General features: G+C 69.0%; 15 protein-coding genes. 7 read left to right on the forward strand and 8 right to left on the reverse strand.

The features are described from left to right. Positions 1-134 precede the first annotated feature (134 nt). Positions 135-1115, forward strand: coding sequence for a DUF4382 domain-containing protein (locus tag ACX9TP_RS24895; RefSeq protein WP_482973103.1), 981 nt, complete (start codon positions 135-137; stop codon positions 1113-1115). Positions 1116-1230: 115 nt separating this feature from the next. Here the strand turns inward: ACX9TP_RS24895 and ACX9TP_RS24900 are convergent, their stop codons facing one another. The 5 genes from ACX9TP_RS24900 to ACX9TP_RS24920 form a co-directional block, all read right to left on the reverse strand. Further along, positions 1231-1950 (reverse strand): hypothetical protein, encoded by a 720-nt coding sequence (locus ACX9TP_RS24900; protein ID WP_482973104.1) that lies wholly within the window; start codon positions 1948-1950, stop codon positions 1231-1233. Between the two features lie 304 nt (positions 1951-2254). After that, on the reverse strand, positions 2255-3217 hold the full coding sequence (locus ACX9TP_RS24905) for a hypothetical protein (RefSeq protein WP_482973105.1): 963 nt from the start codon (positions 3215-3217) through the stop codon (positions 2255-2257). An 11-nt stretch (positions 3218-3228) separates the two neighbouring features. Continuing rightward, entirely contained in the window at positions 3229-3921 is a 693-nt protein-coding gene (locus ACX9TP_RS24910) for a hypothetical protein (protein WP_482973106.1), read from the reverse strand. Positions 3922-3933: 12 nt separating this feature from the next. Next, entirely contained in the window at positions 3934-5742 is a 1809-nt protein-coding gene (locus ACX9TP_RS24915; protein WP_482973107.1) for a hypothetical protein, read from the reverse strand. Positions 5743-5825: 83 nt separating this feature from the next. Beyond that, the gene (locus tag ACX9TP_RS24920; RefSeq protein WP_482973108.1) at positions 5826-7481 is read right to left on the reverse strand and encodes a patatin-like phospholipase family protein; all 1656 of its coding nucleotides are present in this window, start codon (positions 7479-7481) and stop codon (positions 5826-5828) included. Between the two features lie 904 nt (positions 7482-8385). Here ACX9TP_RS24920 and ACX9TP_RS24925 point away from each other — a divergent pair. Next, positions 8386-8760 (forward strand): hypothetical protein, encoded by a 375-nt coding sequence (locus ACX9TP_RS24925; RefSeq protein ID WP_482973109.1) that lies wholly within the window; start codon positions 8386-8388, stop codon positions 8758-8760. Positions 8761-8863: 103 nt separating this feature from the next. Then, the gene (locus ACX9TP_RS24930; RefSeq protein WP_482973110.1) at positions 8864-11620 is read left to right on the forward strand and encodes an Ig-like domain repeat protein; all 2757 of its coding nucleotides are present in this window, start codon (positions 8864-8866) and stop codon (positions 11618-11620) included. 34 nt (positions 11621-11654) lie between these two features. Here ACX9TP_RS24930 and ACX9TP_RS24935 read toward each other — a convergent pair whose 3' ends face one another. After that, positions 11655-13544: a hypothetical protein gene (locus tag ACX9TP_RS24935; RefSeq protein WP_482973111.1), complete on the reverse strand. Its 1890-nt coding sequence runs from the start codon at positions 13542-13544 to the stop codon at positions 11655-11657. A 42-nt stretch (positions 13545-13586) separates the two neighbouring features. Further along, positions 13587-14186, reverse strand: a complete 600-nt coding sequence (locus ACX9TP_RS24940; RefSeq protein WP_482973112.1) for a sigma-70 family RNA polymerase sigma factor — start codon at positions 14184-14186, stop codon at positions 13587-13589. A gap of 189 nt (positions 14187-14375) precedes the next feature. On the opposite strand from ACX9TP_RS24940, the gene ACX9TP_RS24945 reads away from it, so the two are divergent. Genes ACX9TP_RS24945 through glgB form a run of 4 tightly spaced genes read left to right on the forward strand, consistent with a single transcriptional unit; the run spans position 14376 to position 21572 of the window. Further along, complete coding sequence (locus ACX9TP_RS24945) at positions 14376-16370, forward strand: alpha-1,4-glucan--maltose-1-phosphate maltosyltransferase (protein WP_482973113.1); 1995 nt, start codon at positions 14376-14378, stop codon at positions 16368-16370. Between the two features lie 14 nt (positions 16371-16384). Beyond that, positions 16385-18040, forward strand: a complete 1656-nt coding sequence (treS, locus tag ACX9TP_RS24950; protein ID WP_482973114.1) for a maltose alpha-D-glucosyltransferase — start codon at positions 16385-16387, stop codon at positions 18038-18040. Beyond that, entirely contained in the window at positions 18037-19371 is a 1335-nt protein-coding gene (locus ACX9TP_RS24955; protein ID WP_482973115.1) for a phosphotransferase, read from the forward strand. Before treS ends, ACX9TP_RS24955 begins: the two co-directional genes overlap by 4 nt. Further along, positions 19368-21572, forward strand: a complete 2205-nt coding sequence (gene glgB / locus ACX9TP_RS24960; RefSeq protein WP_482973116.1) for a 1,4-alpha-glucan branching protein GlgB — start codon at positions 19368-19370, stop codon at positions 21570-21572. Before ACX9TP_RS24955 ends, glgB begins: the two co-directional genes overlap by 4 nt. A gap of 216 nt (positions 21573-21788) precedes the next feature. Here glgB and ACX9TP_RS24965 read toward each other — a convergent pair whose 3' ends face one another. Then, the gene (locus ACX9TP_RS24965) at positions 21789-23129 is read right to left on the reverse strand and encodes a serine hydrolase domain-containing protein (RefSeq protein ID WP_482973117.1); all 1341 of its coding nucleotides are present in this window, start codon (positions 23127-23129) and stop codon (positions 21789-21791) included. Positions 23130-23511 lie beyond the last annotated feature (382 nt).

Genomic DNA, 23511 nt, shown 5'->3' on the forward strand with positions numbered 1-23511 from the left:
TAATTCTACAGTCACCCTGCACCCGCAAAGTTCGGAATCCATGGGTGAAGGGCCGTGGCCGATCGCCGCCGCGGCGGGTCATTTTCAGCCAAAAGGGCTCGCAATTCGGGAGCCCTGATGGAGCACATCGACCCATGCCTCGGATTTCACACCTTCGCTCGAGCTTTGCTGCCCTCCTGGCCGTCGTCCTGCTGCCCCTCGTGGGCTGTGGCGGGGGTGAGGGCAAGGTCACGGTGCTGCTGACCGACGCTCCGGGCGACAACCTCAAGACCGCGGTCGTCACCATCTCGGAGATCTACCTGCAGGGCGGTGGCGACGACGACAGCAACGACGACGACGACGACGTCATCCGGAAGTCCAACGGCGACAAGGGCGGCCGCGTGGTGCTGCTCGACGAGCCCGTCACGGTGAGCCTGCTGGACCTGGCCAACAAGACGTCGGAGCTGGTGTCGGACGCGGTGGTCCCCAACGGTGACTACTCGGAGATCCGCTTCGTCATCACCGGTGGCTACGTCGAGGCGAAGAACGCGGACGGCTCCACGTCCATCTTCGCCTCCTCCAACGACTACGCCGGGCTGCCCGAGGGTGCGACGGTCTCCGGCGCCCTCCACATGCCGAGCTACGGCAGCTCTGGCCTCAAGGTGAAGTTCACCGAGAAGCTGAGCATCGAGGGTGAGCAGAAGATCCTCCTGATCGACTTCGACGTCGCGCAGAGCTTCGGCAAGGAGGCGGGTGGCTCGGGCCGCTGGGTGATGAGCCCGGTCATCAAGTCCGCCGAAATCACGGCGTCCGGCAGCATCAACGTGACGCTGACGAAGGGCGCGGACGTGGCGCTGCCGGTGGTGGACGGCCACCAGGTCACCCTGGGCGACTTCCGCGCGGTGATGATCAACGCCGCGGGCAGCCGCGAGGAGCTGGCGCTGACGGACGGCGACGGCAACGGCACCTTCGAGGCGAGCTTCAACTTCCTCATCCCGGGCACCTTCTCGCTGAGCATCGCGGGGCCCGAGGGCGTCACCTTCAACACCTCACCGGATGCGCCGGTGACGGTGGAGCTGGGGTCCGGCAAGGACCTCACGCAGGCCTTCACGCTCACCGACGCGCAGCAGGAGTAGCGCGAGCGAGCGTCAACAGTGCAGTTGGGTCGGCGCGGGGCCGACCCGGACGAGGCGTCGGGGCGTGCTCCCCGGCGCCTCGTTTTTTATTTCCGGGGGCCGCCGTCCCCTCTCGTCAAGGGAGGATGGAGCAGTCGATGGCGCCACCGATGACATCCAGAATGGCGACACTGTCGACGTACACACCGGAGTCATAGGCCCCGATGTCCGTGCGCCGGAGCAGCCGGAGCTCGACCCGGTCATACATGGCGCGCTCCTCGGCCAGGAGCGAGAAGAGCGAGGTATACGTGTTCCAGGCGTTCACCGCCGGGACGAAGAACTGACCGACGAGTCTTTCCGCGGGCCAGACACTGCTGCGCAGGACCACCTCGAGTGTGCTGTTCTTGGGGTAGTTGGTTCCCGCATCAGGGGAGGCATTGAGCTTGATGCACACCTGGTAGGGAGTCAGGCCGCGGCGGCCGGGATAGGCCAGAAGCGAACCTCTTGCCCGCACATCGGAGGTGAAAGCGTTCGAGTTGTACTCCAGGTCCAGGTAGATGGCCCTAGCTCCCGAGGCTGCGCCATACCCCTGAGGGAACTGCCCGTAGTAGCAGGGGGCGGTCTGGCTCCTCACCACCCCCGTGTTGACCGGGTAGTTGCCAGGAAAAGCGATGTTGATGCCGTCCCAGGAGTCGACGTACCCCTGGCCCAGGTAGAAGGGGCCATTGCTGTTGCTGCAAAGTGCCGGACCGCTCTCGAAGCCTGGATTGATGACCAGGTTTTGAGCGCTCGCCTGCTGGGACAGACCCGTCAGGGTCAGGAGAACCAGAACGCTGCTCAAATGCAGGGAATGCATTGCGACCTCCAGGTTGACGGACTCACGCTGGCCGCCAGGCCGTTGGTCGAGGCCAGGGCTTCCCATGCATTCCTGAGCGAGCGCTCAACGAGGGCGGCGCCTTTGGTATAGCCGTGCCCGGGCGCCGCCGAGCCGGCGGGCACCCAATCGCTACATATCCCTGTCAGGAACAAGGCATTGCCGCCCGAGCGCCGAAATGCACTCTCACTGGCAACGCCTGGGATTGCCGCTCGATGAGCGTTTGCAATCCCGATTCTTGTCATTCTTTCGGGCGCGACTGGAGGCCGCGGCCCGAAGCCGCATCTCAGTACACGACGAGCGGATGCGGCGGGTGGTAGCTGACGATGGTGAGCACCGGGATGCGCGGCGCCTCGTCATCCCCGTCGGTGCCACCCGACGTGACGCGCATGCCGTCGAAGCGGGCGAGGATGACGTAGTCGCGGCGCGTCTCCAGGAAGGGGTCCGCGCGCGGCAGCCGCCCGAGCGCCTCGCGCCCCGTCTCATCGGAGATGTTGTCGTAGTGCTTCCGCGTGACGCTGCGCTCCTCGCGCTGGCGCGACGTCACCGCGCCGCCGATGCGCCCCGGCCCCGTGAGCTGCGTCTGCCCGTCCAGGTCACCGGAGTACGAGGACAGCATGTCGGAGCGCTCGCTGTAGCCCACCGGCGCATTCGTCTCCACCGAGGTGAGCGTCTGCTCCACCAGCCACACCGTGGGGCGCTCGCCCTCCGTGCGCTGGTCCGCGACGCGGGCGCGCAGCATCACGTAGCGGCCCTTGTACGTGTCCGGCCGGTCCATGGCGGACGACAGCGAGAAGATGGGAATCCGCCGGTCCTGGAGGTACTGCAACTCACCCGTCACGCTGCCGCCGCGCTGGGCCACCACGCGAGCGATGAGCGCAGCGCCCTCGGGCCGCACGCGCAGGTCCTCCGCCCAGGCTCGGCCGAGCAGTGCGTTGAGCTGCGTGAAGGGGGTATTCTCGATGCACGCCTTGAGCGCGGCCCAGCCCTCGTCGCGCGACTCGGCGTGAACCCGGCGCGCGGCGGCCTCGCACAGGGCGGGATTCGGATAGCGCGCGGCGAAGGCCTTCGGGTCTGCCAGGGCGCTGGGCGCGGGCGGCTCGGCGGGCGCCGCGGGAGGCCGCTCGGTGATGGCTTCCTGTCGGGGCGGCGGCTCCGTCCACGTGACGTGCGAATGCGAAGCGCCGCAACTGGCGGAGAGCGAGCCCAGCAGGGCCCAGGCGGGGAGCATCCAGGGATGGCGGAGCATGGAAGGAACTCCTAGAGCGAGGCGGAGCCGGACTGCGTGGAGCGGTTGTGCTCCCGGACCGTGGGCGCGGACCGCGAGCCCGACGAAGGCGACGGCAGCACCATGGAGCACGCGTCCGAGCAGCGGTCATTGAGACACGCGAGCGTCGCCGGCGGCGCCAGCTGCTGGGACACGTCCGAGTAGCAGCGGTCACCGGTGCCGGGGCAGCCCGCGCGCGCGGCGCACTCGCAGCACGGCGAGGCCACCGTGGCCATGAACTGCACGTCCTGCAGCACGGCGGACAGGGCGCGGTAGCAGTCGCGGGCGCCCGGTGCGAAGCGGCCCTTCGCGTCCACGACGGGCGCGGTGCCGTCCAGGCCGCACTGGTCCACGGCGGTGGTGTAGCGGCGCTCGCACAGGGCGGTGAGCGTCGCGTCCGGGCGGCCCTCGCGGATGGTGCTCACGGCCTCCGAGCACATCGCCTTCGCGACGTCCTGGAGGAGCTTGCGGTTGGCGGTGTCCTGGCCGTCGCTGGCGGTGCTGGAGGACAGGTCCGCCTCGAAGACGCACTCCTTGCCCGCGCGCAGGGTGTCGATGTTGCAGGCCCACGCGGTGGGCGAGTCGTCCGCGACGGGCGGCGCCGCGAGCGCTTCGGGAGGAAGGGCCGGCGCGCTGCCTTCCGGCGCCGCGCCCAGCAGGAACAGGGAGACGAGGAGGGCCTTCATGGACCGGGCAGGTTAGGACGTTGCGGTCCCCGGCACAAACGCCCCCGCGCGCGACTGTTCCGTCCTCCCCTTCCCTACCCTCGTGGGTGGGGCCTTCGTCCGGCCCACGACGATGGGCTTCTCTATCAACTCCGGCGCCGTGGACCCGCCGTCCTTCGGGTCCGCCACCCACTCCGGCTCACGCACCGTGTCGCCGGCCTTCCACGCCCGCGGCACGCGCCGGATGCCCACCGGGTACAGGGTCAGCTGTCCCTCCCTGTCTATCTTCAGCCGGAGGAAGTTCTTCCAATCCGGAATGGCCAGCGACGAGAACGCCTCGTTGGGGTGACAACCGAACACATTGAGGGAGATGAGCAGGTACACCCCCATCAGGGTGGGTCCGACGGCGAAGCCCCCGGCGAACAGCAGGAGCACGCTGCACACATCCCGACGCAGGCTGTCCCCTCCGCCCATCAACACCCCTGAGAGCGCGGACGCGGCCCACGTCAGCAGCAGGGCCGCCAGCAGATGTGCGATGCCATGGAGCCCTCCGGCCACGCGCTTCCACCAGACGCCCAGGCGCCCATCCGCGAAGCCCACCATCCCCACCACCAGCAGCGCGGCCATCAACATCGAGCCGCTGTTCTCGATGGCCCCCGACAGCACCGAGCTGAACGAGTGGGACGTCCCGCTGCCATTCAGGTCGGCCGCGAGCCCCCAGCCCAGCAACGCGTAGACGATGCCGATGAACACGCCGAACCACGGGTTGTGGCCGAGGAACCCCAGGTTGCGCCACGTCAGGCGCCGGGACACCTCGCGGGAGGGAAAGCTCTCCTTCAGGACGTAGCCGTCCGGGCGCGAGTCCACGCGAGGCAGGTGCGTGGGGTGCAGGAAAGCCCCGCCGCCACCCGCGACGATCTTCAGCCGCCCCTCCTCGTTCTCGTGACGCCGGTAGTGGTGCAGATCGCCCGCGAGGAAGACGCTCACCTTCTTCCCGAGCACCATCTCCTGGAGGAAGTCGATGTTGTTGTCGATGAACTCGCGGCCGGCGTGGGGCTTCACCTGCTGGTAGATCCACGCGGGCTCCGCGTTGCAGAGGATGACGCGGTCGCCGTCGGCCATCGTCTTCGCCACGTTCTCGAAGAACTCCACCTGCGCGGCGTCCACGTCCGACTCCAGCTGCATGTCCGTGCCCAGCAGCCACCACCCGCGAGGCAGCCTGAGCGCGAAGTAGCTGCGCCGCTGGTGCGTGCGCCAGGCCTTGGACTCGCGCCCCTGGCAGAACAGGCGCAGGAAGGACACCAGCCCGTCGTACCAGTCGTGGTTGCCCGGCAGGGCGAACAGGTGCGGCGACGGACGGCCATGGGCCATCGCGGCCTCGTAGGGGCGCACGGTGCGCGCCTGGTACTCGTCCACGCTCGCGGTGGGGTACACCGCGTCGCCGCCGAAGACGAGCACGTCACCTCCCCGCGTCACATGCGTGGCGCCGGTGGGGTCCTCGAGTGACAGCTCCGGCCGCGTGACGGCGAGGGCCACGGCATAGGTGCTGTCCCAGCCGTCACCCAGGTCGGCCACGTAGTCCAGCCACAGCTCGTCCCTCGGGCGTCCGGCGTCGTCCACGGTGAAGTCGAAGAAGTACGGCTGCGGAGAGGCCACCGCGTCCAGGAGCCGGCGGTCGGCCTGCTTGCCGATGGTCGCCGACAGGAGCGACTTCACGCCCGCCTTCGCAAGCACGCTCGGGTCGAACCAGCACACCATCTTCCGCCCGGGCGGAGCGGCGGGCCGGGGCGCGCGGCCCCTGCCTGGAACGGCCTTCACGTCGACGGTCAGGGTCTCGGACATGGTGCGCCTCCGCTGAGGTCGAGCGGGGCCGCCGCCGTCGTGACGCCGCCGTGGCGTCCGGCGTCGGGCAGCCCGGCCCCTCCTCAAGCCGGGGGCGGCGGAGCAGCCGTCCCCCGCGTTTCCAGGGCCAGCTCGCTCGCGAGGCCCGGCCTCGCGAGCGGCGCGTAGTGGTCCCACAGCGGCCCGAGGAAGAAGCGCCCGAAGCGGGCCATGGCGGACAGCCCCGCGCTTCCCCGGCGGGCCGGGTGCATGCTGGAGATGAGCTCGACAATCTGCTCCACGCCGAGCGTCAGCATGCCGGCGCCCACCACGGGCCCCCGGGCATCCGGGCCCTCGTGGAGCAGGCAGTGGAGCCGGGTGGCGTCCCTCCACACCGAGGCGCCGGTGTAGCGGATGGCCCGGGTGCCTTCGAGGAAGTACTCGCGTCCCTCGTGGGCGAAGCGCAGGCCGTAGTGCATCAGCCGGGTGCGCGGGTCCTCGCGGGACTGGAAGAGGTTGAAGCTGCCCTGTCTCACGGGGACGTCTTCACCGAAGGGCGCGTAATCGAGCCGGGCCACCAGCCGTGCGGTGTGGCGCACGTCGCTGACGAACGCGTCCATGTCGTCCACGGCGATGGTGAGGTGGATGGTGAGGGGCCGGGCGTTGGGATGGAGGGCGCCGGCCATCGGGTCCGTGGAGCCGAGAGCGAAGGGGCCGGTCAGGGACTCGCGGAAGGTCAGGTCGGCGGCGGGCTCGGTGGTCAGGGTCATCTCGGGGGTGAGCGGCAGGCCCTGCTCACCGCGCACCGCGAGGTAGCGCCACGTGTCCGAGTAGCCCATGTCGACGAGGGAGGCGGCGGTGACGCGCCCGTCGTAGAGGTCCGTGTCGAGCGGGAGCGGACGCTCGGGCTTCACGAGGTGGACGGCGATGGGACGGCGGTGGCCCAGCACCTCCTCGCCGGCGAGGATGCGCTCGTTGATTTCATGGATGCGCTCGAGCTGCTCGAAGAGGGCGCCGTTGGCGCTCAACTCCATGAGGTGGGCGTACTGCTGGAGCAGACCGCGGCCGTAGCGCGGCGTGTTGCCGATGCACCACAGCACCCAGATGACGTCCGCGCCCCGGCGCACGGCTTCCATGAGGTTGCCGTCCTGGATCCACAGCGAGTCGGTGTAGAGCGTGCCGTCGCGGTTCACCGGAGGCATGAGGATGGGCGGCGAGACACCGGCCACCAGCAGGTCCGTGTCCACGCGCGTGTGCGGGAAGACTTCGTTCACCTTGCGGGCGAAGTTGCAGACGTTGAAGGTGCCCTCGAGGAGCTTGCTCTTGCGGACCGCCGCGGCATCGATGCCCAGGTGGGGCAGGACGCGATGCACGAACGGGCCGGCATCGCCCAGGGCCTCCACGTCGAGCAGGTCCACTGGCTTCCGGGGCGCGGCGAAGGTGAGGAAGTCCTTCACGGCGAGCGTCCGCCACCGATGGCAGATTTCCCGGGGCGACTGGCCGGCGAGCAGCATGGCCAGGTTGAGGATGCCGCTCGAAGTTCCGTCCGCGTGCTGGAAGACGACGCCCGCGTCGGAGAGGGCCCGAATCGCACCGGCCTGCCACGCGACGCGCATGCCGCCGCCCACGAGGATGAGCGAGCGCTTCCGGCCATCCCTGCTGCCAGGGAGCTGCGCCGAAGCGGCGCTCTTCGCGGCGGTCCGGTGTGCCCTGGCTCCGCCCTTTCCGCGTCGCGAAATGGCATTGGACAGTCGTGCCATGACGCCCGGCTTCTCAGGCGGCGCAGGTGTGACGGACGGCTGCGTGATGACGCCAGGCGCCTCACGGGAGACAGCCTCCGCGGAGGACCTTGCGCTGACTTCCGGAGCGCTACGTGCTGAAGCGGCGGCTCGTTGCGCCACGACGGACGAGTCACGCCGCACGGTGACGGGAGCGCGCCCCCTGGCCTCCTCGGATTCGCCACGCTGCGCACCCCCAGTGAGTGGGCGCGTGCTGGCACCTTCTTTCTCGACCCGCGTAGCGCGAGCCTCGACTCCATGCGCCTCGCGTCGGGAACCGGCGGGCGCTCGCCCCCTCTCGCCCTCTTCAAGCCGAGCCATCGCTCCGGACCGTGCGCCCTTGCGCCTGAGCGAGAGGTAGCCGAAGGACAGCGCTCCGCCCAGCAGGTTCCCGGCAATCGCGCCCAGCGCGAGGGGAGACAACCGTTCCCGCACCGAGGACGGAACCACCGCTTCCCTGCCCGGCTCCCCGTCCCCACGGACGGGGACGGACTCACCCTCGGGTCCGGTCACTTCGCTGTCGTGAGGAGTGCTGGACGGTTCGGCTGGCATGACGCGCACCCCACGTCTCGACTGGACCAGGCCGGTCGCGCTGAGGACTGCGTCACGAAGGGCCTGCCCCCCTCCGGCACGTCGTCAGCCAGGGGAACCTGCGACAAAACTGGGGAGCGCCCACGCGGCGTGCAACCCCATCATTTCCGTGGCTTCGGGTGCCAGCGCGGCGCTTCAGCGCCTCCTTCCCCATGCGCTCGCGGCTGGCTGCCTGGGACCAGCCAGTGAGGCTTGCGAGCGTCTGTCCCTCGCGCTCCGCGCCCCCTTGCGACTGTCACACCTGCGAGTCCCTCACCGCGAAGCGGGTGGGTTTCATGAGGTGGATTCGAGCAAGATGCCGCCCCAGCCCCTGACGCGAGGTGCACCGGTGGACGCGGAGTGGAAACCCTATGAAGACGGCGGCTCGCTCGGATGGATGGGCTCGCAGGGCGGCACGATTGCCCGCGACGAGGAGCTCGCCGGACAGGCGCGCCTCACCTACGAGGTGGATGACTCGCGCTCCTTCCACGCCCTCACCTGCTCCGTGACGGGCTGGCTCCTCCACCACCGCTTCTTCGACAACGCCGCCGAGGCCACCGCCGCCTTCGACGCGATGAAGCCCGCGCTGGAGGAGCTCTGCGGCAAGCTCACCGAGGGCGGCCCGAAGTCCCCCGCGGAGGCACGCGCCGGAGGCCCCCTCCTCGCCGCGTTCATGGCCCGCTACTCCTGAAGTCGCGAGTCCGAGGCCCGGGTCATCCGGGCCCCGCCGCGAATGAAATGGCGTTCGCGTTAAGGTGCGGCCCCTTCGCCCTTCGCGTTCCGGGTCGTCCTCCATGCATCCATTCCGTTTCACCGTTCCGGTGTCCTTCCGGGCGTGCGCCGTGCTGCTCACCCTCCTCTGCGCGCAAGCCCATGCCCAGGCCGAGCCGACGTCGGTCACCATCGTCGGCACCTTCCAGTCCGAGCTGGGCTGCCTCGGGGATTGGGACCCGGCATGCAGCAACACGGGGCTGGAGCCCAACCCGGTGGACGGAGTCTGGCGCAAGGTCTTCCCCGTCCCGGGAGGTCCGCAGGAGTTCAAGGTCACCCTCAACGGCTCATGGGAGGAGAACTACGGCGCCAACGCCCAGCGGGACGGCGCCAACCTCTCCTTCAGCCACACCGAGGACTCCATCGACGTGAAGTTCTTCTACGACCCGGCCACGCACTGGGTCACCAACTCGACGCTCACGTCCATCGCCGTGCTCGCGGGCTCACTTCAGTCCGAGCTGGGCTGCCCTGGTGATTGGGACCCGGCGTGCATGATCACGTGGCTGAAGGACATCGACGGGGACGGCGTGCAGGAGCTCCGCATCCCGTCCCTCCCCGCCGGCACCTACGAGCTGAAGATCGCCCACCATGAGAACTGGGACGAGAACTACGGCCTGAACGGTGAGCGCGGCGGGGCCAACATCCCCTTCACCGTGCCCGCGGCCGGCCAGGCGATCCGGTTCTCGTACGAAGCCTGGAGCCACCTGCTCACCATCAACGTCGCCGCGCCCACCACCACCACGCTCACCGTCTCACCGAATCCGTCGCGCCCGGACGAGGGCGTGACGCTCTCCGCCGTCGTGGCGCTGACGGAGGGCATGGACATCCCCTCGGGGACGGTGACGTTCAAGGTGGAAGGCCACGAGCTGGGCACCGCGTCCGTGGGGCCGGACGGCGTGGCGACGCTGACGGCCCCCGCGTTCCCCAGCGGGACGGCCGCCCTCACCGCCGAGTACAGCGGCAACTTCGAGTCGAGCCTCTCGGTGCCCGTCATCCTCCAGACGGGGTATGCGACGACGACGACGCTGACCGTCACGCCGGCAAGCTCCACCACCTACGGGGAGCAGGTCACCCTGGAGGCCACCGTGATGCAGACGGCCCCGGACACGGGGTCGGCGAGGGGCGACGTCTACTTCCTGAGCGGAGAGACAGTGCTGGGCTTCGCGCAGGTGGATGACTTCGGCAAGGCGACCCTCTCGCTCACGACGCTGGGGGCTGGGGAGCATGCGCTCACGGCCAGGTTCGCTTCACAGACGCCGTTCCTCCCCTCCTCCGGACAGGCCACTCACACCGTGAACCGGGCCGCGACCGAGGTCTTCCTCGGCTCGGACGGGGCGCAGCGTCCGCTGGGCCTGCCCATCACCTTCCAGGCGGTGGTGCAGCACAGCGGCCTTGCTCCGCGTTCCCCCTCGGGCAGCGTCACCTTCCAGGCCGTCGCGGGTGGCGTCACGCAGGAACTGGGGACCGCTGCGCTGAACGAGCAGGGCGAGGCCTCCCTCGTCGTGAGCGGCCTGCCGATTCACACCTACGCGGTGACGGCGACGTACTCGGGAGATGACGGGTTCCAGCCGGCCACGTCTGACGTGTTCACGCAGGTCGTCACGTTGGTGCGGACGCAGACGGTCCTCACCGTGTCGCCGACCACCAGCGTCTACGGGCAGCCGGTGGACATCCAGGTGGAGGTGCGACCCGAGACCGCGGTGGAGCAGACGCCCTCGGGGCAGGTCCGGGTCCAGTCGACCGACGCGGACGGGCCTGGGCTGGAGGTCTCGCTGACGCTCGACGCGGCAGGCAGGGCCAGCCTCCGCACGCCGCTTCCCCAGCCGGGTGAGTACGCAGTGGCCGCGGACTACGAGGGCGGCGACGTCTTCAGCGGAAGCATGTCGAATGCGGTCGCCGTCACGGTGATGCGCGGTGCCTCGCTGGTCGCGCTGGAGTCGTCCCGGATTCAATCGGACAGCGGGCAGGCGGTGACCTTCATCGCGCTGGTGGGCGCGGCGCCGCCCGCGGCCGGCACGCCGGGCGGGAGCATGACCTTCCTGGACGGGACGCTGGCGCTCGCGACCGTCCCCGTCAACGCGCAGGGCGCGGCGAGCTACACCACCGCGACGCTGCTGCCAGGGGAGCACGGCATCACCGCGGCGTACTCGGGCGACACGCGCTTCGAGCCGAGCACCTCCGCGGTGGTCGTGCAGGTCGTGAGACCTCCCGAGCCGACGGACGCGGGCCCGGGCGACCAGGACGGCGGCTCCGCGCCCGATGCCGGCGCGGCCACGGACGGTGGAACCGGCGAGTCCGACGCGGGAACCGGCGATGTGGATGCGGGCTCCGGTGACACCGATGCGGGCTCCGGCCACGAGGATGCGGGCACGGGCGACACCGATGCAGGTACGGGCAACCCGGACGCTGGCGCGGGCGACACCGACGCAGGTACGGGCACCACGGACGCCGGCACGGGTGACACCGATGCAGGCACGGGCAACCCGGACGCAAGCACGGGTGACACGGACGCCGGCACGGGCACCACGGACGCGGGCTCCGGTGACGAAGATGCCGGCAGCACGCCGGGCAACGACGCTGGCACGCAGGGGCCGGACGCGGGCACGGGCACCGGCAACACCGACGCCGGAACCCCCGGCGAGCCGGGCGACGACACCGCCTCGGGCTGTGGCTGCGGCGCGGGCTCCGGCGGCGGCTCCCCGCTGCTGCTGCTCGGAATGTGGATGGGCCTCACCGCCATCCAGTCCCGCCGTCGCTCCAGCCGGCAGGCGCGCAGCTGATACGGCCGTCAGAGGGCTCGGGTCCCCCGAGCCCTCACTCCGTAGCGGCGCGCAACTTGGAGACGATGAACCACAAGAACAGGGCCACGGCCAGGAGCCCTCCACCACCGACGGCGAGGGACCGGAGCCGTTCATCTCGGGCCTTTTCGCGCGCGTACTCCTCGATGTGCTGCCGCGCGGCGACGTTGCTCGAATCCAGCACGAGCGCCCGCTCCGCATACATGGCCCGTTCCCAGCCTCCGCGTTCATCGCCGAGGGCGGCGATGTAGACCCGGGCCAGCTCCGGCCGAGTGGGCGCGCTCACCCGCTCCTCGACCTGCTCGAGCAGCGAGTCCACACGCCGGTCCTTCCACTGGGACATGAGGACCCGAGCCACCTCCGTCAGCTCCAGCTCCAGCGCGGCCCCATGCTCGCGACCGGCGACCGGCACCTCGATGCGTTTGAGCGCCGTGGACACGGCATCCGGGCGTTGCGCCCTGGCCGCCGCCTGCGCCACCCGGGCATGGGCCAGGGCCAGCTCCGCGTTGTGCTCGCGGCCTCGAGCCTCCTTCGCGGCGTTCTCCAGGAGCTCCAGCGCCGTGTCGAACTGCCCCTCGCTCAGCGCGCCATTCACGCCATCCAGCGTCTTCTGAAGGGCGCCCACGCGCTCCGAGCGCAGCCGCGCATGAATGGCGCGAGCGAGCGCCCCCGTGTCCGAGGCGGCCTCCTTCAACTCCAGCTTGGAGGCCCGGGCCCGCAGCGCCGCCCGCACCGCAGCCCCCCGGGCCGCGAGCAGGGAGAGCACCGTGTCCTCCAGCGGCCCCAGCTCCTCGCCCAGAGCCCCTACCAGCGCGGCGTTCGTTTCCTTCACCGGCATCGCGGACAGGCACGCCTTCAGGTCCACACCGTCCACGCCCGTCGCCCCCAGCCCCAGCATGATGGGCACCGCGTCCGGAGCGCGGCTGGCGCAGAGCACTCGCAGCGCGTCCGCCGCGCCGGGGCCACGCAGCAAGCCCACGAGCTCCTCGGGCTTCCACTTGCGCAGCAGGTTCCGCGCCACGCTTCGGTGGGGCCCGTCCTGGTACGCCAACGCCACGAGCGCGGGGGCGGCCAGCGCCGGCTGGAGGTCCCTCACCGCGTCCTCCACGATGTGCTCCAGCTTCGCGCCGGAGGCGAACAGGTTCGTCATCGGGTGGTCGGGAAGGCTCGTGCGCAGCGCCTCGAGCGAGGGCAGGTACCAGGCATAGTCCTTCTCGGCCTTCAGCACGGAGAGCAGCAACGGAACGTCCTCACCGGTCCCCACGCGGCCCAGCAGGCGCAGCGCGTACAGCGGGGTGATGCCCTGGCCGAAGGCATCGGCAATCCCCAGCGGCCCACCGGCCACCCATCTGCGCACCTCCTCGCGGGTGAGCGTCGCATCCGGGCCGAGCTCGGAGAGCTTTTCCGCCGCCACGGCCAGGTCGACGGCACCCTTGGAGTTGGACAGCAGGAACAGCGTGCGGGTGAAGCCCGGCGTCCTGGCGGGGTCCGCCGCCAGCCGGTAGCTCACCAGGACGGCGATCGGATGCGCTTCGAGCCCCGGCACGGGAGGGTCGTAGTTGAGCGTCACCGGGGTCGGCCCGCGCGCGTTGAACACGAGCCAGGAGCTCTCGCGCCTCACCCACCGCACCGACGGGCCTGGCGGCTGCTCATGACCCACGTGGATTTCGACGCGGAGCAGCTCCAGGTCCAGGCGGTTGTCCACCGTGAGGGTCTGCTCGTAGTAGGGCTTGAAGGGACCGCGCACGTGCTTCCGCCGCTGCAGGTTGCGTCCCGTGATGCCCGAGATGCGAACGTAGCCTTCGTCGGCCTGGGTATACCGGGCGGGCGCGACACCCTCCTCGGCGGCCTGGGCGCTCACCGGACCGACGAACAGCAGTACCGCCAAAAGAAGGACCCTGCGCATTCCGCCCAGACTACTCGCCGGACACCCTGGAGACAGCGGGGCCTACACGTCTGGCGCCAGCTCCCGCAGCAGGTCGCCCAGCTTTTCCAACGCCAGCCGCGCCCGCGTCTTCACGGTGCCGAGCGGGTCGCCGGTGCGCTCGGCTATTTCGCGCTGGGAGAGGCCCTCGAAGTAGGCCAGCTCCACCACCTCGCGCTGCTCGGCCGGCAGCTGCTTCAGCGCCGCCAGCACGCGCTGGCGGTTCTGCCCCAGGGCGCTCGCTTCATCGGGCGCGGTCGGCGCGGCGCTCACCGGGGGCGGCTGGTGGCTGGCGCCCTCCGCCACACGTGACGCCGTGCCCATGGAGCGCAGCCGGTCGATGGCGCGCGTCCGGGCAATGGTCGTCACCCACGTCTCCAGCCCGCCCCGCTCGGGATTGAACTCGCGCGCGCGCCGCCACACGTCGAGGAAGGTCTCCTGCAGCACCTCCTCCGCGTCCGCCCGGGACGGCAGCAGCCGCAGCGTCACGGCGAAAGCCCTGGCGCCACAGCGCGCGTACACCTCGCGCATCGCCGCGCCGCTGCCCAGGGCCACCTGCTGGAGGAGGGCCTTGTCAGCCGCCGGGTCGGTCGCTCGGGGGGCGGAGGGAGGGGGAGGCGCCATGTCAGTCCCGGATACCGCAACCAGCGGTGCGGATCCCAGCTTCAAGTAACGCGGTGGGCGGCTGGCAATCGCGTTCCTAACGTTGACGAGCCAACGCGGCCGGCGCGGAAGCCGTCCTGCATCAACGCTGCCCGTGAAAACGCCGCCCGGCCAGACCGAACCCAAGCCCTATAAGGGCCGACAGCCTTTATGACCGAACGAATCGGAAGCGTGTTCATCGAGGGAGTCCGACCCGAGCTGGACGCGGGCCGCCATGCCGTCAAACGCGTCGCCGGCGAGAGCCTCACCGTCAAGGCCGACGTCTTCAAGGAGGGCCATGACGTCCTGGTCGCCGTCGTCCGCTGGAAACAGGTGACGCCCAGGTCACAAGTGACGGACTGGCAGGAGGTGCCCATGCGCTTTCTGGGCAACGACCTCTGGGAGGCAGAGTTCCCTCTCGCCCACAACGGCCGCTATCAATACACGATTGAAGCCTGGCCGGATCTCTTCCGCACCTGGGCCTCCGAGCTGAAGCGCAAGGTGGACGCCGGGCGGGACGTGAAGAGCGAGCTGCTGGAGGGGGCCGCGCTGCTGGAGGCCGCCGCCGCCCGGGCCCGGCCCGCCAGCGAGGGCGACGCGCGGGTGCTGGCCGAGGCCGCCGCCCGCCTGCGCGGCCCCGCCGAGCCGGAGCTCATCGCCGTGGCGCTCGCGCCGGAATTGGCCACCATCGCCTCCACGTACCCGGACCGCACCCTGGCGAAGCGCTACGACAAGGTGCTGGAGGTGTTCGCGGACCGCGAGAAGGCCCGCTTCGGCGCCTGGTACGAGTTCTTCCCCCGCTCCGCGAAGCGCGACGGGAAGACGCACGGCACCTTCAAGGACGCCGAGGACTGGCTGCCGTACATCCAGCAGCTCGGCTTCGACGTCATCTACCTGCCGCCCATCCACCCCATCGGTCGCACCGCGCGCAAGGGCAAGAACAACAGCCTCAAGGCGGGCCCGGATGACGTGGGCAGCCCCTGGGCCATCGGCGCCGCGGAGGGTGGCCACAAGGCGGTGCACCCGAAGCTCGGCACGCTGGAGGACTTCCGCCACTTCGTGGAGGCCGCGCAGAACCACGGCATCGAGGTGGCGCTGGACATCGCCTTCCAGTGCTCGCCGGACCACCCCTACGTGAAGGAGCATCCGGAGTGGTTCCAGCACCGCCCGGACGGCACCATCAAGACGGCGGAGAACCCGCCCAAGCGCTACGAGGACATCGTCAACTTCGACTGGATGGGGCCGGCCCGTGAGTCCCTCTGGGCCGAGCTGGAGTCCGTCATCCTCCACTGGGTGAAGCAGGGCGTGCGCACGTTCCGCGTGGACAACCCGCACACCAAGCCCACCCAGTTCTGGGAGTGGCTCATCCGCCGCGTCCAGGACGCGCACCCGGACGTCATCTTCCTCGCCGAGGCCTTCACCCGCCCGAAGGTGATGAAGGCCCTGGCCAAGGTGGGCTTCGGCCAGTCGTACACCTACTTCACCTGGCGCAACTTCAAGGAGGAGATCCAGGAGTACCTCGAGGAGCTCACGCACCCGCCGGTGTCGGACTACTTCCGCGGCAACTTCTGGCCCAACACGCCGGACATCCTCCCGGAGATTCTGCAGAACGCCGGGCCCGGCGCCTTCCGGCTGCGCGCGGCGCTGGCGGCCACCCTCTCCTCCGTGTGGGGCATGTACTGCGGCTTCGAGCTGTGCGAGGGCCGCCCGCTGCCGGGCAAGGAGGAATACATCGACTCGGAGAAGTACCAGCTCGTCGCGTGGGATTTGGACCGGCCCGGCAACATCAAGGACTGGATAACGCGCCTCAACACCGCGCGCCGCACCCAGCCCGCGCTGCGCCACTACGACACGCTCGAGTTCTTCGAGTCGAACAACGAGCGCGTCCTCTTCTACGGCAAGCGCTCACCGGACGGACTGAGCACGGTGCTCATGGCGGTGAGCCTGGACCCGTACACCCCGCAGGAAGCACTGCTGCACGTGCCCATGGAGTGGCTGGGCGCGAAGCCGGAGGAGACGTATCAGGTGCACGAGCTGATGTCGGACCAGCGCTCGCTCTGGCAGGGCCCTGACGTGCAGGTACGCCTCACGCCCGAACAACCCGCGGCCCTCTGGGCTGTGTATCGCTTCCGCCGCACCGAGCAGGCGTTCGACTACTACGAGTGACACCCGAGAGGCGTATGGAACTGGATCCCCTCTGGTACAAGAAGGCCCTCATCTACGAGCTGCACCTCCGCGCATTCCACGACTCCAACGGCGACGGCCACGGGGACATCCCGGGCCTGATTGAGAAGCTGCCGTACCTCCAGGACCTGGGCGTGGACTGCCTGTGGCTGCTGCCGCACTACCCCTCACCGCTTCGCGATGACGGGTATGACATCGCGGACTACTACGGCATCCATCCCGACTACGGCACGCTCGCGGACTTCCAGCGCCTGGTGGACGAGTCCCACAAGCGCGGCATCCGCATCATCACCGAGCTGGTCGTCAACCACACCAGCGACCAGCACCCCTGGTTCCAGGAGGCCCGCAGCGACCCGAAGAGCCCCAAGCGCGACTGGTACGTCTGGAGCGACTCGGACGAAATCTACAAGGGCACCCGCATCATCTTCCTCGACACCGAGCGCTCCAACTGGACGTGGGACCCGGTGGCCAAGCAGTACTTCTGGCACCGCTTCTTCAGCCACCAGCCGGACCTCAACTACGACAACCCCGAAGTGCAGGAAGCCATGCTGGACGTCATGCGCTTCTGGCTGAACATGGGCGTGGACGGGTTCCGCTGCGACGCCGTGCCCTACCTCTTCGAGCGCGAGGGCACCAACTGCGAGAACCTCCCGGAGACGCACGCCTTCCTCAAGAAGCTGCGCAAGACGATTGATTCCGAGTACCAGGGGAAGATGCTACTCGCGGAAGCCAACCAGTGGCCCGCCGACGTGCGCGTCTACTTCGGCGACGGCGACGAGTTCCACATGGGCTTCCACTTCCCGGTGATGCCCCGCCTCTTCATGGCCATCCGCAAGGAGGACCGGACGCCCATCGTCGAAATCATGCAGCAGACGCCGGACATCCCGGACAACTGCCAGTGGGCCATCTTCCTGCGCAACCACGACGAGTTGACGCTGGAGATGGTGACGGACGAGGACCGGGACTACATGTACCGGGAGTACGCCACGGACCCGCGGATGCGCATCAACCTGGGCATCCGCCGCCGCCTCGCCCCGCTGATGGACAACGGCCGCCGGCGGATTGAACTGATGCACAGCCTGCTGTTCACCCTGCCGGGCACCCCCGTCATGTACTACGGGGACGAGATAGGCATGGGCGACAACATCTACCTCGGCGACCGCAACGGCGTGCGCACGCCCATGCAGTGGACGGGCGACCGCAACGCCGGCTTCAGCCGGGCGGACTACGCGCGCCTGTACGCCCCCGTCATCGCCGACGCGGTGTATGGCTACCAGTCCATCAACGTGGAGGCGCAGGAGCGCGTGAAGTCCAGCCTCCTTCACTGGGTGAAGCGGATGATTCGCATCCGCCAGCGCTACCCCGTCTTCGCGCTGGGCTCCCTGCGCTTCCTGCCGACGGAGAACCGCAAGGTGCTCTCCTTCGTGCGCGAGTACGAGGGCACGACGGTGATGGTGGTGTGCAACCTGTCCCGCTTCGCGCAGCCGGCGGTGCTGGACCTGCGCGAGTACGAGGGCGCGGTGCCGGTGGAGCTCATCGGCGAAACGCCCTTCCCCCGCATCAGCAACCTGCCCTACCAGCTCTCTCTCGGTCCCTTCATGTTCCTGTGGTTCCGGCTGGACAAGCCGGGCGCGGGGAGGAACCTGCCGTGACGACCCTCGACCTGACGAAGCTGCCGGAGTACCTCAAGCACCAGCGCTGGTTCAGCGGCAAGGCATGGCCCATCAAGAACGTGAGCGTGGTGGACCACGCGGCCATGGAGTTCGGTCCCTGCTCCTTCACCCTCGCCGTGGTGGAGGTGGTGTACGAGCTGGGCACCCCGGAGCGCTACCTGCTGCCGGTGAAGTCCTCGGCCGACGGCGCGCGCGACGCGCTCGAGGACGACGAGTGCCTGCGCTCCCTCTTCCGCGTCATGCGCGAGAGCGGCGGCATCAGCTCCGCCTCCGGCCGCCTGGTGGGGGAATGGATTGGCGGGCCGGAGACGCTGATGGCCCTGCCCTCGCCGCTGACGGTGCGGCGGCTGATGGTGGAGCAGAGCAACACCTCCGTCGTGCTGGGTGAGAAGGTCATCCTCAAGATCATCCGCAGGCTCGAGGCGGGGGTAAGTCCGGAGCACGAGGTGGGCCGCTTCCTCGCCACCAAGACGTCCTTCCGGGCCACGCCCACGCTGCTGGGGGCACTGCACCTGGAGGGCGCGGCGGGCGCCACCGTGGCGGTGGCCCACCGCTTCGTGCCGGACGCGACGGACGGGTGGAAGTACGCGCTGGACCGGCTGCGCCAGGAGCGGGCGCTGGGCGAGCGCTTCCTCGGGGAAATGCGCGAGCTGGGCATGCGCCTGGGCGAGCTGCACAATGCCTTCGCCTCCGCCTCCGCGGACGAGCCGGCCTTCGTTCCGGAGCCGCTCCTCCAGGAGGACTTGCAGCGCTGGAGCGCCTCCATCGTGGGCGAGCTGGGCGTGACGCTGGCGGATGCGGCCCGGCTGAACCCGGACCTGGAGGGCCGGCGCGAGTCGCTCATCGGGTACGCGAAGCGGCTGGCGCACGTGGCGCCTTCGGGACAGAAGATTCGCATCCATGGAGACCTGCACCTGGGACAGGTGCTGCGGTCCAATGACCAGTGGCTCATCTTCGACTTCGAGGGTGAGCCCGCGAGGAGCTTCACGGCGCGCCGCGAGAAGTACAGCGCGCTGCGCGACGTGGCGGGGATGATTCGCTCGTTCGACTACGCGGAGGCCACGGTGGCGCTGGAGGGCGGCGAGCCCCGCGGCCGCGTGGGCCCCAGCCGCGAGGCCTTCCTGGAGGGCTACCGCAAGGCCACGCGCGGGGCGAAGTACCTGCCGGCGGACGACGCCACGTTCGACGTGATGCTGCGGGCGTTCGAACTGGAAAAGCTCCTCTACGAAGTGCGGTATGAGCTGCAGAACCGGCCGGACTGGGTACGCATCCCCGTCCAGGCCCTCTTGCGCATGGAGGATTCCAAGTGAGGAAGCCAGCCGACAAGGCCCAGGTCGACGCGGAGCTTCAGCGTGTCATCGAGCTGAGACACCCGGAGCCGCATTCCATCCTGGGCATCCACCCGGACGGCGACGGCGTGGTGATTCGCGCCTTCCGGCCGGACGCCATCGCCATCCACGTGCTGCCCGAGGCGGGCGGCCGCATCGCCATGACGCACCGGATGGGCGGCGTCTTCGAGGCGCGCGTGAATGGCAAGGAGCAGCCCTTCACCTACCTGCTGGAGGTGGAGTACCCCGGCAAGAAGGTCTTCAAGCTGCGGGATCCCTACAGCTTCCTCCCCACGCTGGGGGAGATGGACCTGTATTACGCGGGCGAGGGCAAACACGAGCGCCTCTGGGAGCAGATGGGCGCGCACCTCATCCACCACAACGGCGTGCGTGGCGTGTCCTTCGCGGTGTGGGCGCCCACGGCGGCGGGCGTGTCGGTGGTGGGTGACTTCAACGGCTGGGACGGCCGGCTGCATGCCATGCGGCGCATGGGTGCGTCCGGCATCTGGGAGCTGTTCGTCCCCGAGGTGGGTGAAGGCGCGCGCTACAAGTTCGAGATTCGCCCCGGGCATGGGGGCACCCGCGTGCTCAAGTCGGACCCGTTCGCCTTCCAGGCCGAGGTGCCGCCGGCCACCGCGTCGGTGGTGCACGACCTGTCGCGCTACGCGTGGAAGGACGCGCCGTGGCTGGAGTCGCGCCAGCAGAAGCAGGACGTGACGCACCAGCCGTGGAGCGTCTACGAGGTGCACCTGGGCAGCTGGCGCCGCGTGGTGGAGGACGGCGACCGCCCCATGACGTACCGCGAGCTGGCGCCGGCGCTGGCCGAGTACGTGAAGTACCTGGGCTTCACGCACGTGGAGCTGCTGCCCGTCTCGGAGCACCCCTACGGAGGCTCCTGGGGCTACCAGGTGAGCGGGTACTACGCGCCCACGGCGCGCTTCGGCCACCCGGACGACTTCCGCTACCTGGTGGACCACCTGCACCAGGAGGGCATCGGCGTCATCGTGGACTGGGTGCCCGGCCACTTCCCGCGGGACGTGCACGCGCTGGGGCAGTTCGACGGCACATCGCTGTACGAGCACGCGGACCCGCGCAAGGGCGCGCAGCCGGACTGGGGCACGCTGGTCTTCAACTTCGGCCGCAACGAGGTGCGCAACTTCCTCATCGCCAACGCGCTGTTCTGGATTGAGGAGTACCACATCGACGGCCTGCGCGTGGACGCGGTGGCGTCCATGCTCTACCTCGACTACAGCCGCAAGCAGGGCGAGTGGATTCCCAACCGCTGGGGCGGCCGCGAGAATGAAGAGGCCATCCAGTTCCTGCGCGAGCTGAACGAGACGGTGCGCCGCAAGTACCCGGGCGTGGTCGTGATTGCGGAGGAGTCCACGGCCTGGCCCAAGGTGAGCCACCCGGTGAGCGAGGGCGGCCTGGGCTTCCACTTCAAGTGGAACATGGGGTGGATGCACGACACGCTGTCGTACTTCTCGAAGGACCCCATCTACCGGCAGTACCACCACAACCAGCTCACCTTCGGCCTGCTGTACGCGTTCAGCGAGCACTTCATGCTCCCGCTGAGCCACGACGAGGTGGTGCACGGCAAGGGCAGCCTGTACGGGCGCATGCCGGGAGACCCGTGGCAGAAGCGCGCCAACCTGCGTGCGCTGTTCGCGTGGATGTGGGCGCACCCCGGGAAGAAGCTGGTCTTCATGGGCGGCGAGTTCGGCCAGCCCGCGGAGTGGAACCACGACAAGAGTCTGGACTGGCACCTGACGCACGACCCGGGGCACGCGGGCATCATGAAGCTGATGGCCTCGCTGAACCGGCTCTACAAGGAACTGCCCGCGCTGCACGACGCGGACAGCGAGCCGGTGGGCTTCCAGTGGCTGCAGCCGGACTCGGCGGCGGTGAATGTGCTGGCCTTCGTACGGCGCTCGCGTCAGCCGGGGCGCCACGTGGTGTGCATCGCCAACCTGTCCCCCACGGTGCATGAGAACTACCGCGTGGGCTTCCCGCTGCACGGCAGCTACGTGGAGATCCTCAACTCGGACGCCGGCGAGTACGGGGGTTCCAACCAGGGGAACATGGGGCAGATCCACACCGAGCCCACGGGCTGGGACGGCCAGCCCGCTTCAGCGGCCATCACCCTGCCCCCGCTGTCCGTGCTCTGGTTCACCCCGGGCTGAAGCCTGTCACGCCGGGGCACGGGTTCAGTCCCCGTACTCCTCGCCATTGAGAGCCTGGCACCCCTCAGGGGTTGCTGGGCTCTTCTTCTGTCCCCTCGGGGCGCCGCTCCGGTGACGATGTCCGAAGCGGCGTGGTGGAGCTGGAGAGCACTGGCCGGTCGCCGCGGGCGCCGGGTGGGACCGGGTTTCAGACGCACTTGGCGCCTCCACCTCCCCTCACTTCGACATCAAATATCCCGCTACAGCTCGGAACGCCGGCAGTGATGTGGGATCGATGAGCGGGTTCTGCGCCTTTGGGAATGATGCGAAGCGCACCAGCACCATCTGGGCGGTTGGATCCACATAGATGGTCTGTCCGTGCACGCCACGGGCGGCAATCACGCCGTGCTCACCAGGGTAGACCCACCACATGCTCGTATAACTTCCACCCACCAGCGCTGGGTAGGCATTGCCGAACTTCGCGGGGTCGCCGCCGCGGCGGATGTTCCGTACAACCTCGGCGGGGAACAGCCGCTTTCCGTTGATGACGCCCTCGTTCAGCATCAAGAGTCCAAGCCGACCGAGATCACGGAGCCCCGCGCTCAGACCACCTCCCGCGAAGGGCACACCCTTTCCATCAACGTTCATGTAGGCGTCCTGCTCAGCGCCCATCGGGCGCCACAGCCGCTCGGACGCGAGCTGGGTTATCGCCTTTCCGGAGACGCGCGAGATGATCCAGCCCAGCATGTCCGAGTTGATGGTCTTGTAGTGGAACGCCTCGCCGTGCTTGCCCTCGGGCTGCACCTGCTGGAGATACTCCCAATAGCCGTTGGGCCCCTTGTAACCCTCCGGCTTCGGAAGGGGGCTGGCGGCGGCCGAGTAGATCCAGATGTCTGCCTTGGGGTCGGCATAGTCTTCGGAGTAACGGACCCCCGTGGTCATATCCATCACCTGCCGGACCGTGGCGGAGGCAAAGGCGCTGCCCTTGATCTCGGGCACGATGGTGGAAACCAGCGCGTCCTCATCGAGCTTGCCTTCGACGACCAGGATCTCGGCCAGGAGGCCGGTGAGTGATTTGGTCATCGACATGGCTGCGTGCTTGCCGTCCTCGTCCAGGCAACCGAAATAGCGTTCATAGACGACGCGGCCTTTGTGCAGGATCAGCATTCCGTCGGTGTAGTTGGCGTAGAGCGATTCCTCCCAGCTCATCGCCTTCTCGGCGCCGATTGGCGTGAAGGTCAACGCATCGATTGCCTGCCGCTCCTCGTCCAGTTCGGTCGGTGGCAGATATTGAAGCGGAACAGGGGCGCCGAGGCCGCGGCTGATTTCTTCGGTCGGCAGGAGCTCCCGCATGTGGCAGACCGACCAGCGCAGCCGGGGAAAGCTGAAGTACACCGAATCCGGCTGTGTGATGAGCTTGTGCTCAGGCGGCGGAAACCCTTCCATCCAGCCCATGACCTTCGGGTCGGACTCCCGTGCTGAAAGTTGAGGGGACTGGGCAGGTCCTCCCGATTCCGGTCCAAGCGTCATGGCAAGGCCTGTCGCGAGAATGAGGAGGCGGAAAGCCGATGACGGCATGATGAACCTCCATGCAAGTCGAGATCATTTCTTCGTGAAGGCGTTGAGGTCCTGCTGCGCCAACCTTTTCCTGGGCCGTTCCCGGGTCGCTCGCGTCTCGTCGAGGTCGACGCTTGGGGCGCCACAATGAGGGGGGCGCGGAATTGGGACCACTTGCTCAGCGAAGGGCTGGTGCGGGGAGGCGGAGACGACTGGGGCCCGCTTCGCAGGCAGCATGGGCAGTCCCAGGTACTCCAGAATGGAGCGCCCCCCGCTGGGGGATGTCACGCAGCCGCGACTCGACCAGCGTCGTCTTGCCGGCACCTTGCAACCCGACGAGGGCGAGGACTCTCGGCGAGGCGGGATGCTTCATCATCCGACCCTCCTACAAGGCTCCAACTTC

The sequence above is a fragment of the Pyxidicoccus sp. M15 genome (assembly GCF_056858435.1).

What these genes read in the sequence shown, in the direction of transcription:
- ACX9TP_RS24895 (WP_482973103.1), top strand. Translation starts at nt 135, where the DNA reads ATGCCTCGGATTTCACACCTTCGCTCGAGCTTTGCTGCCCTCCTGGCC.
- ACX9TP_RS24900 (WP_482973104.1), bottom strand. Translation starts at nt 1,950, where the DNA reads ATGCATTCCCTGCATTTGAGCAGCGTTCTGGTTCTCCTGACCCTGACG.
- ACX9TP_RS24905 (WP_482973105.1), bottom strand. Translation starts at nt 3,217, where the DNA reads ATGCTCCGCCATCCCTGGATGCTCCCCGCCTGGGCCCTGCTGGGCTCG.
- ACX9TP_RS24910 (WP_482973106.1), bottom strand. Translation starts at nt 3,921, where the DNA reads ATGAAGGCCCTCCTCGTCTCCCTGTTCCTGCTGGGCGCGGCGCCGGAA.
- ACX9TP_RS24915 (WP_482973107.1), bottom strand. Translation starts at nt 5,742, where the DNA reads ATGTCCGAGACCCTGACCGTCGACGTGAAGGCCGTTCCAGGCAGGGGC.
- ACX9TP_RS24920 (WP_482973108.1), bottom strand. Translation starts at nt 7,481, where the DNA reads ATGGCACGACTGTCCAATGCCATTTCGCGACGCGGAAAGGGCGGAGCC.
- ACX9TP_RS24925 (WP_482973109.1), top strand. Translation starts at nt 8,386, where the DNA reads ATGCCGCCCCAGCCCCTGACGCGAGGTGCACCGGTGGACGCGGAGTGG.
- ACX9TP_RS24930 (WP_482973110.1), top strand. Translation starts at nt 8,864, where the DNA reads ATGCATCCATTCCGTTTCACCGTTCCGGTGTCCTTCCGGGCGTGCGCC.
- ACX9TP_RS24935 (WP_482973111.1), bottom strand. Translation starts at nt 13,544, where the DNA reads ATGCGCAGGGTCCTTCTTTTGGCGGTACTGCTGTTCGTCGGTCCGGTG.
- ACX9TP_RS24940 (WP_482973112.1), bottom strand. Translation starts at nt 14,186, where the DNA reads ATGGCGCCTCCCCCTCCCTCCGCCCCCCGAGCGACCGACCCGGCGGCT.
- ACX9TP_RS24945 (WP_482973113.1), top strand. Translation starts at nt 14,376, where the DNA reads ATGACCGAACGAATCGGAAGCGTGTTCATCGAGGGAGTCCGACCCGAG.
- treS (WP_482973114.1), top strand. Translation starts at nt 16,385, where the DNA reads ATGGAACTGGATCCCCTCTGGTACAAGAAGGCCCTCATCTACGAGCTG.
- ACX9TP_RS24965 (WP_482973117.1), bottom strand. Translation starts at nt 23,129, where the DNA reads ATGCCGTCATCGGCTTTCCGCCTCCTCATTCTCGCGACAGGCCTTGCC.